12 protein-coding genes and 4 tRNA genes are annotated in these 14,535 nt (G+C 65.5%); 13 read left to right on the top strand and 3 right to left on the bottom strand.

Annotation, left to right across the window (positions count from 1 at the left end; translation table 11 throughout):
- Positions 1–5 precede the first annotated feature (5 nt).
- From HT579_05840 to HT579_05865, 6 genes are all read left to right on the top strand, one after another.
- Positions 6–935, top strand: coding sequence for a branched-chain amino acid ABC transporter permease (locus HT579_05840; protein ID QKS28491.1), 930 nt, complete (start codon positions 6–8; stop codon positions 933–935).
- 15 nt (positions 936–950) lie between these two features.
- Complete coding sequence (locus HT579_05845; protein ID QKS28492.1) at positions 951–2,027, top strand: branched-chain amino acid ABC transporter permease; 1,077 nt, start codon at positions 951–953, stop codon at positions 2,025–2,027.
- An 88-nt stretch (positions 2,028–2,115) separates the two neighbouring features.
- A complete protein-coding gene (locus HT579_05850) occupies positions 2,116–3,450 on the top strand; it encodes an ABC transporter substrate-binding protein (protein ID QKS28493.1) in 1,335 nt (444 codons plus the stop codon).
- A gap of 85 nt (positions 3,451–3,535) precedes the next feature.
- On the top strand, positions 3,536–4,348 hold the full coding sequence (locus HT579_05855; GenBank protein ID QKS28494.1) for an ABC transporter ATP-binding protein: 813 nt from the start codon (positions 3,536–3,538) through the stop codon (positions 4,346–4,348).
- Positions 4,349–4,352: 4 nt separating this feature from the next.
- The gene (locus tag HT579_05860; protein ID QKS28495.1) at positions 4,353–4,856 is read left to right on the top strand and encodes a hypothetical protein; all 504 of its coding nucleotides are present in this window, start codon (positions 4,353–4,355) and stop codon (positions 4,854–4,856) included.
- Positions 4,853–6,019 (top strand): CoA transferase, encoded by a 1,167-nt coding sequence (locus HT579_05865; protein ID QKS28496.1) that lies wholly within the window; start codon positions 4,853–4,855, stop codon positions 6,017–6,019. The genes HT579_05860 and HT579_05865 overlap by 4 nt, the downstream gene beginning before the upstream one ends.
- 81 nt (positions 6,020–6,100) lie before the next feature.
- Here the strand turns inward: HT579_05865 and HT579_05870 are convergent, their stop codons facing one another.
- From HT579_05870 to HT579_05880, 3 genes are all read right to left on the bottom strand, one after another.
- Positions 6,101–6,547 (bottom strand): hypothetical protein, encoded by a 447-nt coding sequence (locus HT579_05870; protein QKS28497.1) that lies wholly within the window; start codon positions 6,545–6,547, stop codon positions 6,101–6,103.
- Between the two features lie 113 nt (positions 6,548–6,660).
- Positions 6,661–7,395, bottom strand: a complete 735-nt coding sequence (locus HT579_05875) for a class I SAM-dependent methyltransferase (protein ID QKS31525.1) — start codon at positions 7,393–7,395, stop codon at positions 6,661–6,663.
- 121 nt (positions 7,396–7,516) lie between these two features.
- Complete coding sequence (locus HT579_05880; protein ID QKS28498.1) at positions 7,517–11,068, bottom strand: indolepyruvate ferredoxin oxidoreductase family protein; 3,552 nt, start codon at positions 11,066–11,068, stop codon at positions 7,517–7,519.
- A gap of 748 nt (positions 11,069–11,816) precedes the next feature.
- On the opposite strand from HT579_05880, the gene HT579_05885 reads away from it, so the two are divergent.
- The 7 genes from HT579_05885 to nusG all read left to right on the top strand — a co-directional run bounded on the left by HT579_05885 (position 11,817) and on the right by nusG (position 14,429).
- Positions 11,817–11,901, top strand: a tRNA-Tyr gene (locus HT579_05885).
- Between the two features lie 51 nt (positions 11,902–11,952).
- A tRNA-Gly gene (locus HT579_05890) sits at positions 11,953–12,026 on the top strand.
- A gap of 42 nt (positions 12,027–12,068) precedes the next feature.
- Positions 12,069–12,143 (top strand) — tRNA-Thr (locus HT579_05895).
- 53 nt (positions 12,144–12,196) lie between these two features.
- Complete coding sequence (gene tuf / locus HT579_05900; protein ID QKS28499.1) at positions 12,197–13,387, top strand: elongation factor Tu; 1,191 nt, start codon at positions 12,197–12,199, stop codon at positions 13,385–13,387.
- 59 nt (positions 13,388–13,446) lie between these two features.
- Positions 13,447–13,522 (top strand) — tRNA-Trp (locus HT579_05905).
- A gap of 23 nt (positions 13,523–13,545) precedes the next feature.
- Positions 13,546–13,899, top strand: a complete 354-nt coding sequence (gene secE, locus HT579_05910; protein ID QKS28500.1) for a preprotein translocase subunit SecE — start codon at positions 13,546–13,548, stop codon at positions 13,897–13,899.
- Positions 13,896–14,429 carry a transcription termination/antitermination protein NusG gene (gene nusG / locus HT579_05915; protein ID QKS28501.1) on the top strand — a complete coding sequence of 178 codons (534 nt, stop codon included), beginning with the start codon at positions 13,896–13,898 and terminating at the stop codon, positions 14,427–14,429. The genes secE and nusG overlap by 4 nt, the downstream gene beginning before the upstream one ends.
- Positions 14,430–14,535 lie beyond the last annotated feature (106 nt).

The following is a 14,535-nucleotide window of genomic DNA, read 5'->3' on the forward strand; positions in this document are numbered from 1 at the left end:
AGGACATGGGTTTCCTCATCGAGACGCTGATCGGCGGCCTGATGGCCGGCATGCTCTACTCGCTCGTCGCGCTGGGTTTCGTGCTCATTTTCAAGGCGTCGGGAGTGTTCAACTTCGCGCAGGGGGCGATGGTGCTCTTCGCGGCGCTGGCGATGGCGCGCCTGTCGGCCTGGATTCCGGAATGGCTGGGGATCGACAGCCGGCTGCTGGCGAATGGCATCGCGTTCATCCTCAGCGCTGCACTGATGTTCGTCGTCGCCTGGCTGATCGAGCGCCTCGTCCTGCGACACCTGGTCAACCAGGATGGTGCGACGCTGCTGATGGCCACCCTCGGCATCGCCTACGTCCTCGAGGGGGTCGGCAGCAGCATCTTCGGCAGCGACATCTACAAGATCGACGTTGGTATGCCGAAGGAGCCGGTGATGATCCTCGAGGCAAGCATCGAGGGCGGTCTGCTGATCAACAAGGAGGACTTCGTCGCCGCCCTGGTCGCCGCGCTGCTGGTCGGCACGCTCTGGCTCTTCTTCCAGAAGACGGCCACCGGGCGTGCCCTGCGCGCGGTCGCCGACGACCATCAGGCGGCGCAGTCGATCGGCATCGCGCTCAATCGCATCTGGGTCATCGTCTGGTGCGTCGCCGGGCTGGTGGCGCTGGTTGCGGGCATCATCTGGGGATCGAAGCTGGGCGTCCAGTTCTCGCTGGCGACGGTGGCGTTGCGCGGGCTGCCGGTGGTCATTCTCGGCGGTCTGACGTCGATTCCCGGGGCGATCATCGGCGGCCTGATCATCGGTGTCGGCGAGAAGCTGTCGGAGGTCTATCTCGGCCCGCTGATCGGCGGCGGCATCGAGATCTGGTTCGCCTATCAGCTGGCGCTGGTCTTTCTCCTGTTCAGGCCGCAGGGGCTGTTCGGCGAGAAGATCATCGACCGCGTCTAACCGGGGAGCGAGCGCGTGCTGTACAGAGAAAACGGTCAGTTCAGGATTTCCTACGCCGCCGACCAGCAAATCTTTCCGATTGCCCAGGATCGCTGGGCGATTCTCGCCATCGTCGTCTTCGCCTACGTCGGCGTGCCGCTGCTGGTCGACGAGTATCTCTTCCGGGCCATCCTGATTCCATTCCTGATCCTGTCGCTGGCGGCGATCGGCGTCAACATCCTGGTTGGCTACTGCGGTCAGATCACCCTCGGTGCCGGTGCCTTCATGGCCGTCGGCGCCTATGCCGCGTACAACTTCCACATTCGCATCGACGGTCTGCCGCTGCTCGTTTCCTTCCTGCTGGGCGGCTGCACGGCGGCGGCCGTCGGCATCGTCTTCGGCATTCCGAGCCTGCGCGTTCGCGGCCTCTATCTGGCTGTGGCGACGCTCGCCGCGCAGTTCTTCACCGACTGGGTGTTCCTGCGCGTTCCGTGGTTCACCAACAACTCGTCCTCGGGGTCGGTCTCGGTCGCCAACCTGCAGATTCTCTCCTGGCACATCGAGACGCCGGTCGACAAGTACCTGCTCTGCCTGACGGTCCTGGTGCTCCTGGCGCTGCTGGCGAAGAACATGACGCGTTGCGCGATCGGCCGGCAGTGGATGGCGATCCGCGACATGGACGTGGCGGCCGAGGTGATCGGCATCCGGCCGCTCTCTGCCAAGCTCTCGGCCTTTGCCGTCAGCTCCTTTTTCGTCGGCACGGCTGGCGCGCTCTGGGGTTTCGTTCACCTGGCGTCGTGGGAACCGGCAGCGTTCTCCGTCGACCGTTCTTTCCAGTTGCTGTTCATGGTGATCATCGGTGGCCTCGGATCGGTCATGGGCAGTTTCTTCGGTGCCGCCTTCATCGTCATCCTGCCGATCGCGCTCAACCAGTTCCTGCCGGCGATCGGCAGCGTCTTCGGCATCGGCATATCGACCGCCGGCGTGTCGCACGCCGAATTGATCATCTTCGGCGCGCTGATCATCTTTTTCCTGATCAAGGAGCCGCATGGCATCGCCCGCATGTGGTCGACCGCCAGGGAGAAATTGCGACTCTGGCCTTTTCCGCATTGATGGCAGGGCGATACGCTCCTGCCCGTTGCCGCGTCACCATGGCGCATTGCTGGACCTGCTACGCTCATTACAACTCGAGGAGACATCAATGAAACTGCAGCAACTCGTTCTGGCGGCTTCGGCGGCGCTTGCGCTGTCGTCGCTGGTGACTGCGCCGCCCGCTTTGGCGCAGGCAAAGGAACAGTTCTTTCCGGTGCTCGTCTACCGCACCGGTGCCTATGCGACCAACGGCCAGCAGTGGGCCAATGGCTACATCGACTATCTGAAGCTGGTCAATGTCAAGGGCGGGATCAACGGCGTCAGGATCAGCTTCGAGGAATGCGAGACGGCTTACGCGACGGACCGTGGCGTCGAATGCTACGAGCGCCTCAAGGGCAAGGGTGGCGGTGCGACGGTCTTTCAGCCCCTGTCGACCGGGATCACCTTCGCCCTGACGGAGAAGGCGCCGGTCGACAGGATCCCGCTGATCACGGCCGGTTACGGGCGCAGCGAATCACAGAACGGGGCCGTCTTCAGCTGGAACTTTCCGCTCCTCGGAACCTATTGGGTCGGTGCCGATGTCGCCATCCAGCACATTGCGAAGAAGGAGGGCGGTATCGCCAAGCTGAAGGGCAAGAAGATCGCGCTGGTGTATCACGACAGCCCGTACGGCAAGGAGCCGATCCCGATCCTGCAGGAACTCGGCAAGACCCACGGTTTCGACGTGCAACTGCTGCCGGTGGCACATCCGGGCGTCGAGCAGAAGGCCACCTGGTTGCAGATCAGGCAGCAGAAGCCGGACTATGTCCTGCTTTGGGGATGGGGCGTGATGAATTCGACCGCCTTGCGTGAGGCGCAGTCGACCGGCTATCCGCGCGACCGGATGATCAGCATCTGGTGGGCCGGCGCCGAGCCCGACGTCAAGGACGTCGCCGAGGGCGCCAAGGGCTACAGCGCGATGACCCTGCAGCACGGTGCCGAACCCGGCTCGAAAGTGGCCAAGGAGATCCTCGACCTGGTCCATGCCAAGGGACAGGGTACCGGTCCGAAGGAAGAGGTGGGCAATGTGCTCTACATGCGTGGCCTGATCTCGGCGATGCTCGGCGTCGAAGGCGTGCGCAAGGCGCAGGAGCGTTACGGCAAGGGCAAGGTGATGACCGGCGAGCAGGTGCGCTGGGGCCTCGAAAACCTCAATCTCGACCAGAAGACACTCGATGCGATGGGTTTTGCCGGCGTCATGCGGCCGGTACAGACCTCCTGCCTCGACCACATGGGATCGTCCTGGGTGCGGGTCCATACCTGGAACGGCAGCAAGTGGGAATTCACTTCGGACTGGTACCAGGCCGACGAGAAGGTGATCCGGCCGATGGTGATGCTCGCTTCGGCCAAGTACGCCGACGAGAAGAAGATCAAGCCGCGTACTCCCGAGGAATGCAAGAAGTAGTCCGCAGACCCGCCCGGCCGCGGGTCGATGCCCGGTCCGCCCGCGTCGCGGGCCGGCCGGGCGGCAACAGGAGAGCAGGCGCGTCATGAGCACCGACAACATCCTTCTCCGGGTCAACAGCATCGAGGTGATCTACAACCATGTGATCCTCGTCCTCAAGGGGGTTTCGTTCAACGTTCCGGAGGGCGGCATTGTTGCCCTGCTCGGCGGCAATGGCGCCGGCAAGACGACCACCCTGCGCGCCGTGAGCAACCTGTTGCGTGGCGAGCGCGGTGCGGTGACCAAGGGCACGATCAATCTGCGTGATGAACGGATCGAGGCGTTGACGCCGGCGGAACTGGTGCGGCGGGGTGTCATCCAGGTGATGGAGGGGCGACACTGCTTTGCCCACTTGACGGTCGAGGAGAACCTGCTGACCGGAGCCTACGCGCGCCGCGACGGCAAGGCGGCGATCGCGCAGACGCTGGACAAGGTCTACTGCTATTTTCCGCGGCTGAAGACGCGGCGCGGCAGCCAGGCCGCCTACACCTCGGGCGGTGAGCAGCAGATGTGCGCCATCGGCCGGGCGCTGATGGCCAGTCCGCGAATGGTTCTGCTCGACGAACCGTCGATGGGCCTGGCGCCGCAGATCGTCGACGAGCTGTTCGCCATCGTCAGGGATCTGAATGAGAAGGAGGGCGTGACCTTCCTGCTGGCCGAACAGAACACCAACATGGCGCTGCGCTACGCCGATTTCGGCTACATTTTGGAGAATGGCCGCGTCGTGATGGAAGGCGCGGCCGGCGATCTGGCAGCCAACGAAGACGTCAAGGAGTTCTATCTCGGTCTGTCGTCGGGTGGGCGCAAGAGCTTCCGCGACGTCAAGCACTATCGCCGCCGCAAGCGCTGGCTGTCCTGAGGCGATGAGCGGCATGTGCAAGGCGACGGGCGCGTTTCTCGGCGTGCTCCTGCTGGCCGGCCCATTCCTCGCCGGTGCCGCGCCAGCGGCGGCCGGCGAGCGCCGGGCGCCGCAAGCTGGCGACTGCGTGATCCTGCGCGAAGGGGGCAGTGGCTGGCTGCTGAAGGCGCCGACCTACTGGCTGCGTGGTACCATCGACCGGCTCGTACGCGAGCGCAGGATGGCCGGCATCTGCCCGCTGCTCGGCAAGCCCAGCGCGGCCTACACGCGTGCCGACCACGCGCAGGTGGCGGCGGCGATGCCGTGCGTGGCGAACGCGGCGGATGTCGGCGAGGTCGACGTGCTGCGGGTGCACGTGCTGGTCGATGCCTGGGAGACGCCGTGGTCACACCAGGGCAGTCCTCCCGGCTGGCTGTTCCGCGGGCAGTTCCTCGACCAGACGCTGCACAGGGGGATGGTGATCGACATGGATGCCAGCTGGCTCGAGTTCTGCGAGGAGCGATCGTGAACGGTGCGCCGCTCAGCGGCGTGCGCGTTCTCGATCTGACGCGCCTGCTCCCCGGCCCCGTGGCGACCCTGCATCTCGCCGACCTCGGCGCCGACGTGGTCAAGATCGAGGATCATGTGGCCGGTGACTACGCGCGCATTCTCGGCGACGGCCCGGACGGCGTCAGCCTCTTCTACCGCTGCGTCAATCGCAACAAGCGCGGGCTGCGCCTCGATCTCAAGCAGGCGAAAGGAAAAGAGGTCTTCCTGCGCCTCGTGCGCGACGCCGACGTGGTCGTCGAAAGCTTCCGGCCGGGCGTCAGCGACAAGCTCGGGATCGGCTACACGGCCCTGCGTGCGGTCAATCAGCGCCTCGTCTACTGCGCGATCACCGGCTATGGCCAGACGGGTCCGCTGGCGATGGCTGCCGGTCACGACCTCAACTACATCGGCCTCGCCGGCGTTCTCGATCAGATCGGCGTCGACGGCGGCCAGCCGGCGATTCCCAACCTGCAGGTGGGCGATCTCCTCGGCGGTGCGCTGACGGCCGTGATGGGCATCCTGGCCGCCCTCTTCGACGCGCAGCGCAGTGGCCAGGGCCGCCTGGTCGATGTGGCGATGAGCGAGGCGGTGCTGGCGCACAACCTGTTTCCCTTCTTCGCCCTGCAGACCGCGGGTTGCGTGCCGCAGCGCGGCGCCGACCAGCTCAGCGGTGGCGATGCCGGTTACGGCGTCTATGCCACCGCCGATGGTCGCTTCATGGCGGTGGCGCCGCTCGAGCGGAAGTTCTGGGATCTGTTCTGCGATGCCGTCGGGCGGCCGGACTGGAAAGCGCGGCACGCGGCGCGCGGCGCCGCGGCTGCCGCCCTGCGCCGCGAGCTCGCGGCGCTCTTCGCCAGCCGGGACCAGGCCAGCTGGAGCGATTTCTTTGCCGGCATCGACTGTTGCGTGACGCCGGTGCTGCGGGTCGACGAAGCCCTTCGCCATCCGCACTTCGCCGCCCGGGAGATGGTCGTCGACGCCGACGGCGTGCGCCAGTACGCACCGCCGCTGAAGCTCTCCGGCTGGGTTTTCGCCGTCGAGCGGGCAGCCCCGGCGCCTGGCGAGCACGTGCGGGAAATCCTGCGCGCGGCCGGTTTCAGTGACGACGAGGTGGCTGCACTGCAGCGGGAGTCGGTGATCTGAGGTCAGGGGTCAGGGCGCGCTGCGCGACGAACTGCTGCCCTGGCGCACCACTCGCCGACAGCGGCCGTAGCCGGCCGCATCTCAGGTCTTGGGCGGTTCTTCCTGCGGTTGTCTGGCCTGCATGGCTGCCGTGGCGGCCTTCTGCATCTGCTCCTGCATTTGCTGCAGCAGGGTCAGCGGCCACAGTGCGGCCTGCTTCAGCGCCTCATTGCCGCTGCCCGGGTCGACCAGGCTGCCGCCCTGCGCCTCGTCGGTGGCGCCGGCCGGGGCGTAGCTGCCCGCCATCTGCCCCATCGCGCGCACGGCGTTGAGTGTCACGCACTGCATCTCGAGACCCTGGATCGTCATCTGCAGCATCGACAGGTTCATCTTCAGCCAGTTCTCGACGGCCTTGAGGTCGCGGATCTTCTTCTCGATGTCTTCGACGTTGAGGGTCGGGGTGACCATGCCGGGCAGGGAGACGCCCATGCTGCCCCACATCTTCCTGGCAAAGCTCAGGGGATCAGGTACGGAATTGAGGTTCGACATTTTTTGCTCCGGTGTGATGGGGTGATCCATCTTAACAAAGTTGCGTCGCTTCGGGCGGTTGCAGCCGCCCGGGTTCGATCTGCCGGCCGCTGGCGGCCCACGATGGTGCAGTGTCAGACGCGGTAACAGTAAAGGCGGGTGTGCCGATGATCGTCGACATCGATCTCGTGCGCGGCGGCGACACCCGGTACGGCGAAACTGTTGCTTATGAAGATGCTGCCGGGGCGCATCTCGCGGCCCACCTTCTCCCACAATGCAGCCATCGGCGTCGGCGAGAGGAAAGCGTAGACTACATTGTAGGCGGCCAGGTCAGTCTGCCAGAAATCGCCCCACTGCCACGTACAGTTTGCGGTGGCCAGCGTGCGCACGCGGCCGACCAGCCAGGTGGCCGGTGCGTTCTCGACCGCGGCGAAGGAGGCGTCCGCTCGCGTTGCGGCCAGCGGCTGGACGATGCTGCCAATGCCGGCGCCGAGGTCGATGAAGCGCAGGTCGCGGTACTCGCGGGTCAGTGCGGCGAGTGCGTGCACGGTCTGGCGGCTGGAGAAGTAGAGCGGAATCTGACCGGACAGGGCGCCACGATAGACGAGCAGCAGCAGCATGAACGCGAGCAGGAACCAGCCGGGATCGACTTGCAGCTGGGCGACGCCCCAAGCCAGAGGCGCGAAGATCGCGTGCAGGATCCGCCACCACCAGGGCTGGCAGCTCAGGGTGGCGAGGAGCAGGGCGATCGCGCCGATGGCGAAAGCCGTCTGCGGCCACGGCAGCTCTGCGCCGCGAATGCCGTAGTAGGGCCAGGCGAGCGACAGGACTGCGAGCACGGCAGCGAACTGCAACGCCAGTTGTCGCAGCGGCCGTGCCGGCGCTGCCGTCGGCGTGTCGCTGCAGTCAAAAGATGGTGCGGGCGGGAGGGACAAGCAGGGGCTCCTCGAGGCTGAGCGGCGCATTGTATGTCTGCCGCTGCCTGCGCGCTCATTTTGCGATTGCCGCGGCGGCTGCCACCGGCAGCAGCAGGGCCCGCAGTGCCTCGCGCCGCGGCCGCATCTTCTGCACCGAGGCAGCCTTGACGTGCCCGAAGCCGCGCACCTGTTCGGGCAGCGCGGCGAGTTCGATGGCGGTGGCGAGCGTCGTCGCGTCGAGGCGTGCGAGCAGCAGTTCGATATCCGCCTCGTAATCGACGAGCAGTTGTCGTTCCATCTTCCTTTCCTCGTTGCCGGCAAAGGGATCGAAGGCCGTGCCGCGCAGGCCCTTCAGCCGGCTCAGGCCGGCGAGCGCGCGCAGCATCCACGGACCGTAACTGCGTTTCGCGACCCTGCCGGTGAGCGGATCGGGCTTTGCCAGCAGCGGTGGCGCGAGGTGGAAACGGATGCTGAAGTCGCCCTCGAACTGTTCCGACAGTTGCTGCCTGAAGGCGGGGTCGGCATGCAGCCGTGCGACCTCGTACTCGTCCTTGACCGCCAGCAGCCTGAAGTAGCTGCGTGCAACCGCCTCGCTCAGGCGCGTCGACCGCAACGGCAGTTCGCTGGCCCGAACACGCTCGACCAGCCGGCGGTAGCGGTCGGCGTAGCGCGCGTCCTGGTAGTCGGTCAGGGCTTCGATGCGGCGGGCGATCCTCTCATCGAGGCTGGCCGAGAGCCGGTGTGCCGCCGGCCCGCTGGCCGGAATAGCCAGCCGCTGTACCGCCGCCGGATCGTGCGCCGTATGCCTGCCCCAGAGGAAGGCCTGGTGGTTCTGCTCGACGGCCGTGCCGTTGAGTTCGATGGCACGGTCGATGGCCGCCAGCGACAGCGGGATGAGCCCCCTCTGCCAGGCGACGCCGAGCAGGAAGAGGTTGCCGTAGATGGCGTCGCCCAGTAGCCGGCGCGCCAGCTCTGCCGTGTTCAGGAAGAGCGTGTTGCCTTCACCGCAGGCTTCGTCGATCTGCTCCTGCAGCCGCTGCTGTGGGAACTGCCAGTCGGGGTTGCGGGTGAACTCGGCGGTGGGGGTGCTGGCGACGTTGATGACCGCCCGGGTCTTGCCGGCGAGAACCTTCGACAGCGCTTCGCTGCTGGCGCTGACCAGCAGATCGCCGCCGATCACCGCATCCGCCTCGCCGGTGGCGATGCGTGCGGCGTGGATGTCCTGTGGGTGGTTGGCAATCCGCAGGTGTGAGAAGACGGCGCCGAACTTCTGCGCCAGGCCGGTCATGTCGAGCACCGAAACGCCTTTGCCATCGAGGTGGGCGGCCATTCCGAGCAATGCTCCAAGGGTGACGACACCGGTCCCGCCAACGCCGGTGATCAGGATGTTGAACGGCTGTGTGGTGTCGGCCAGCGGTGGGTCGGGGAGGGTGGCGAGCGTACCGGCGTCGGTGGCGACGGCGCTGCCGCGGCGCAGCCTGCCGCCTTCGATGGTGACGAAGCTGGGGCAGAAACCGTTGATGCACGAATAGTCCTTGTTGCAGGACGACTGGTCGATCGCCCGCTTGCGACCGAACTCGGTTTCCACCGGCACCACCGACAGGCAGTTCGACTGCGCGCCGCAGTCGCCACATCCTTCACAGACGGCCTCGTTGATGAAGACGCGCCGGGCCGGGTCGGCAAGCTTGCCGCGCTTGCGCCGGCGGCGCTTCTCGGTGGCGCACGTCTGCTCGTAGATCAGCACCGACACGCCGCGGTGTTCTCGCAGTTCGCGCTGGACCGCGTCGAGGTGGTCGCGGTGACGCACGGGCGTGTTCGGCGCCAAGTCGCGCCGTTGCCGATATTTCTCCGGCTCGTCGCTGACGATGACGATGCGGCCGATGCCTTCGGCTTCGAGCTGGCGCGTCAGCTGGCCGACGCTCAGCTGGCCGTCGACCGGCTGGCCGCCGGTCATCGCAACGGCGTCGTTGTAGAGGATCTTGTAGGTGATCGAGACGCCGGCGGCGACCGCCTGCCGGATCGCCAGCAGGCCAGAGTGGAAGTAGGTACCGTCGCCCAGGTTGGCGAAAATGTGGCGGTCGCCGGAAAACGGTGCCTGGCCGACCCAGGTGACGCCTTCGCCGCCCATATGGGTGAAGGTCGCGGTATTGCGGTCCATCCACGTCACCATGTAGTGGCAACCGATGCCGGCGACGGCGCGCGAGCCTGCCGGCAGGCGCGTCGAGGTGTTGTGCGGGCAGCCGGAGCAGAAGTACGGCGTCCGCTGCATGGTGGTGCCGCTCGCCGTCGGCGCCGTCGCTGTGGCGAGACTGAGCTGCTTGGCCTCGAGCAGTTGCAGACGGGCCTCGATGGCCGGCGAGGTGAAGAAGCGGCCGATGCGCGTCGCCAGCGCACGCGCCACCTGCGCCACGGACAGCTCGCCGGCGGCCGGCAGCAGCCAGTCGCCGTGGCGCAGGTGGCCGCTGCCGGTCGGCAGCAGCGACCACTCGCCCTTTTCATCGAACTTGCCGACGACGCGTGGCCGAACGTCCTCACGCCAGTTGTACAGTTCCTCCTTCAACTGGTACTCGAGCAGTTGCCGCTTTTCCTCGACCACCAGGATCTCCTCGAGGCCCTCGGCGAAGCGACGCACGCCATCGGCCTCGAGTGGCCAGACCATGCCGACCTTGTACAGGCGGATGCCGATCCGCTCTGCCAGCGTGTCGTCGATGCCGAGTTCGTCGAGCGCCTGGCGGACGTCGAGGTAGGCCTTTCCGGCGGTGATGATCCCCAGGCGGGCGGGGTTGTCAGGGTCGTTGCTGTCGATCAGCACACGGTTGAGGTGGTTGGCCCGGCAATAGGCGAGCGCCGCGTACAGCTTGTGGTTGAGCAGGCGTGCTTCCTGCTGCAGCGGTGGGTCCGGCCAGCGGATGTTGAGTCCGTGCGGATCATTGCTCGGCATCTCGTAGTCGTCGGGCAGGCGAATGACGGTGGCGGCTGGGTCGATCGTCACCGATGCCGATGTCTCGACGGTATCGGCAAGCGCCTTCATCACCACCCAGCAGCCCGAATAACGGCTCATTGCCCAGCCATGCAGGCCGTAGTCGAGATATTCCTGGACGTTCGCCGGATAGAGGACCGGCATCATCACCGCCTTGAAGATGTGTTCGGTCTGGTGCGGCAGGGTCGATGACTTCGCCGCATGATCGTCGCCGGCGATGACCAGCACGCCACCCTTGCTGGCCGTCCCGGCGGCGTTGGCATGGCGGAAGACATCGCCGCAGCGGTCCACACCGGGACCCTTGCCGTACCACATGGCGAAGATGCCTTCGTGGCGCGCGCCGGGGAAAAGGCCGAGTTGCTGCGTTCCCCACACCGCGGTCGCCGCCAGGTCCTCGTTGACCGCCGGCTGAAAGACGATGCGATGGGCATCGAGATGGGGCTTCGCCTTCCACAAGGCCTGGTCGAGACCACCGAGCGGACTCCCCCGGTAGCCGGAGATGAAGCCCGCCGTGTTCAGCCCCGCCGCGTGGTCGCGCAGTGCCTGCAGCATCGGCAGCCGCACCAAGGCTTGCGTGCCGCTCAGGAAGACGCGGCCCGAGGTCGCCGTGTACCGGCTGTCGAGCGTGATCGACAGGTCTCGCATGGCTTCTCCTCCTCTTCTGGATGCTCGCCTCCGCTGCGGCGATCGCTTCCCTGCTGTTCCGGCATGGGTCAATTCGTCGCCCCGGCGTCTGGCCCGGTCATTACCCGATCTGACCGTCGGTTGGCGCACTGGTTGCTTGCCGACGGAAGCTTGCGCATCCCGCGCGGCAGGCGGCAGCCTGCCCGGGAAGATGGGAAAGAGGAGTCCGCCGCCCTTCTGCGCCACGCCAAGTTGCCGGCCGGTCCGCCTTCACGTTTCCTCGGCGGCGAGGTCCGCGGCGCGCGTTGCGAGAATCCGGTGCGCCCGCGCCAGGCTGATGGCGGTGCCGCCGACGGCAGCCGGCAGCTGTGTTTCGACCGGCCGCCGCTGCCGAAGGCGACCGTCGGACCGCGATGCTGTCCGGACAGGTAGACAATCCCGGCGACCTCCCGCAGGCCGCCCATCGACTCTTCTGCCTGGTGCTGCACGAGGGTCGATTCGCTCAGCGCGAGGCACGTGTGGAAAGACTGCCGCGGGCTGCTGCTGACTGCCGGTTGCAGGGGTTGCTGCGCGTACGGGCTGCCGTGTGTCATCGTTGGCCGGTCCTGGGACGAGATGGCGGCCGATTCTACGCCGCCGGCCGGCAACCGTGCAGCAGCTGGGGCTGCGCATGCGGCTGCCGGTGCTGGCGTGATGTCGGGGCGAAAAACGGGGCGAAAAACCATTTGACAAGTCGTCCTTCGAGCTTCAGAATCGCGGGTTCTTGGCTGGAGGGATACCCAAGTGGCCAACGGGATCAGACTGTAAATCTGACGGCTCCGCCTTCGAAGGTTCGAATCCTTCTCCCTCCACCACAAGCGCCGCTGTTGGTGATGGCGTTCAATCGTTCTTCGGGTAATGGTTTTGCGGGTGTAGCTCAATGGTAGAGCTGAAGCCTTCCAAGCTTATGACGAGGGTTCGATTCCCTTCACCCGCTCCAGGCTGCAGCCGCAGAATTGCTTCAGGCCCCTCGATCATCGATGCCCATGTAGCTCAGCGGTAGAGCACTCCCTTGGTAAGGGAGAGGTCGACAGTTCAATTCTGTCCATGGGCACCAGCGATTGGTGCTGTAGATTCATTGTTAACTTCTAACGTGTTGAGGTACCGGTAATGGCCAAGGGAAAATTTGAACGCACGAAGCCGCACGTGAATGTAGGCACGATTGGACACGTGGATCACGGGAAGACGACGCTGACGGCGGCGATCACGACCATTCTGGCGAAGAAGTTCGGTGGTGTGGCGAAGGCGTACGACCAGATTGACGCGGCGCCGGAGGAGAAGGCGCGTGGGATCACGATCAACACGGCGCACGTGGAGTACGAGACGGCGAAGCGTCACTATGCGCACGTGGATTGCCCGGGTCACGCGGACTACATCAAGAACATGATCACGGGTGCGGCGCAGATGGACGGGGCGATTCTGGTGGTGTCGGCGGCGGATGGTCCGATGCCGCAGACGCGGGAGCACATTCTGCTGGCGCGTCAGGTTGGTGTGCCGTACATCGTGGTGTACCTGAACAAGTGCGACATGGTTGACGATGCGGAGCTTCTGGAGCTGGTGGACATGGAGGTTCGCGAGCTGCTGTCGAAGTACGAGTTTCCTGGGGACGACATTCCGATCATCCAGGGTTCGGCGTTGAAGGCGCTGGAAGGTGATACGGGAGCGCAGGGAGAGGGTTCGGTGATGGCGCTGGCGGATGCGCTGGACGCGTACATTCCGACGCCGCAGCGTGCGGTGGACAAGCCGTTCCTGCTGCCGATCGAGGACGTGTTCTCGATTTCCGGGCGCGGGACGGTGGTGACGGGTCGTGTTGAGCGCGGTGTGGTGAAGGTGGGCGAAGAGGTGGAGATCGTTGGCATTCGTCCGACGGTGAAGACGACGTGCACCGGAGTGGAGATGTTCCGCAAGCTGCTGGATCAGGGTCAGGCGGGTGACAACGTTGGTGTTCTGCTGCGCGGCACGAAGCGTGATGATGTCGAGCGTGGCCAGGTGCTGGCGAAGCCGGGTTCGATCAAGCCGCACACGCACTTCACGGGCGAAGTTTACTGCCTGTCGAAGGAAGAGGGTGGTCGTCACACGCCGTTCTTCAACAACTATCGTCCGCAGTTTTACTTCCGGACGACGGACGTGACGGGCGCGATCGCGATGCCGGAGGGTGTCGAGATGGTGATGCCGGGTGACAACGTGCAGATGACGGTGAAGCTGATCTCGCCGATCGCCATGGAAGAAGGCCTGCGCTTCGCGATTCGCGAGGGCGGCCGCACCGTCGGCGCCGGCGTCGTCGCCAAGATCATCGAGTAGGTTCCGGTCGTGGTTCATGGGCGGCACCGATGAATGCGGTGCCGCCGTAGTTCTGCCGCAGGGGTATAGCTCAACTGGCAGAGCGTCGGTCTCCAAAACCGAAGGTTGGGGGTTCGATTCCCTCTGCCCCTGCCACACATGTAACCAAAGCGGACAAGATGGCCGATAAATTCAAGTTTGCGCTGGCGATCCTGCTGCTTGTGGCCGGTATCGCCGGTTTCTACCTCCTGGCGGAACAGGCGATGATCCTGCGGGTGCTCGCCGTCATGGCGGGTACCGCTCTTGCCGCCGGGGTTGCCTGGAAGACCGAGCAGGGGCAGCGCTTCTTCGGCTTCGCGCGCGAGTCCGCGGCCGAGGCGAGGAAGGTCGTCTGGCCGTCCCGCAAGGAGACGATGCAGACGACCGGGATGGTGTTCGCCTTCGTCGTGGTGATGGCCCTCTTTCTCTGGCTGACCGACAAGAGCCTGGAATGGGTGATGTACGACCTGGTTCTCGGCTGGAGAAAATCATGAGCATGCGCTGGTACGTGGTACACGCCTACTCGGGCTTTGAGAAGAGCGTGCAGCGCGCGTTGCTCGAGCGTGTCCAGCGGCAGGGGATGACGGAGCAGTTCGGTCGCATCCTGGTGCCGGTGGAAGAGGTCGTCGAACTGAAGATGGGCCAGAAGAGTATTTCCGAACGCAAGTTCTTCCCCGGCTACGTGCTGGTGGAAATGGAGATGAACGACGAGTCGTGGCACCTGGTGAAGAGCACGCCCAAGGTTACGGGTTTTGTCGGCGGCACCGCCAACAAGCCGAGCCCGATTTCCGAGAAGGAAGTCGCGAAGATCATGCAGCAGATGCAGGAGGGCGTCGAGAAACCGCGGCCGAAGGTGCTCTTCGAACCCGGCGAAGTGGTGCGCGTCAAGGAAGGTCCCTTTACCGATTTTCATGGCGCGGTCGAGCACGTCAATTACGAGAAGAATCGGCTGCGCGTTTCGGTAACGATTTTTGGCCGGCCGACGCCGGTCGAACTGGAGTTCGGGCAGGTCGAGAAGGCCTGACCGCGGGCTCGGTCGCGGTGTGTTGGGCGTGCTCGACACACCGTAGCAGTGCGGCTCTCGGGCCGCGTTTGTCGTTTGGGGAGCGCTGGCACGAGCGCGTTCGAAC

Origin of the sequence: Candidatus Accumulibacter similis (genome assembly GCA_013347225.1) — a bacterium.
GTDB classification, from domain to species: domain Bacteria; phylum Pseudomonadota; class Gammaproteobacteria; order Burkholderiales; family Rhodocyclaceae; genus Accumulibacter; species Accumulibacter similis.

Coding starts and splice junctions, on each gene's coding strand:
- HT579_05840 (QKS28491.1), top strand. CDS start 6: ATGGGTTTCCTCATCGAGACGCTGATCGGCGGCCTGATGGCCGGCATG.
- HT579_05850 (QKS28493.1), top strand. CDS start 2,116: ATGAAACTGCAGCAACTCGTTCTGGCGGCTTCGGCGGCGCTTGCGCTG.
- HT579_05855 (QKS28494.1), top strand. CDS start 3,536: ATGAGCACCGACAACATCCTTCTCCGGGTCAACAGCATCGAGGTGATC.
- HT579_05860 (QKS28495.1), top strand. CDS start 4,353: ATGAGCGGCATGTGCAAGGCGACGGGCGCGTTTCTCGGCGTGCTCCTG.
- HT579_05870 (QKS28497.1), bottom strand. CDS start 6,547: ATGTCGAACCTCAATTCCGTACCTGATCCCCTGAGCTTTGCCAGGAAG.
- HT579_05880 (QKS28498.1), bottom strand. CDS start 11,068: ATGCGAGACCTGTCGATCACGCTCGACAGCCGGTACACGGCGACCTCG.
- tuf (QKS28499.1), top strand. CDS start 12,197: ATGGCCAAGGGAAAATTTGAACGCACGAAGCCGCACGTGAATGTAGGC.
- secE (QKS28500.1), top strand. CDS start 13,546: ATGGCCGATAAATTCAAGTTTGCGCTGGCGATCCTGCTGCTTGTGGCC.
- nusG (QKS28501.1), top strand. CDS start 13,896: ATGAGCATGCGCTGGTACGTGGTACACGCCTACTCGGGCTTTGAGAAG.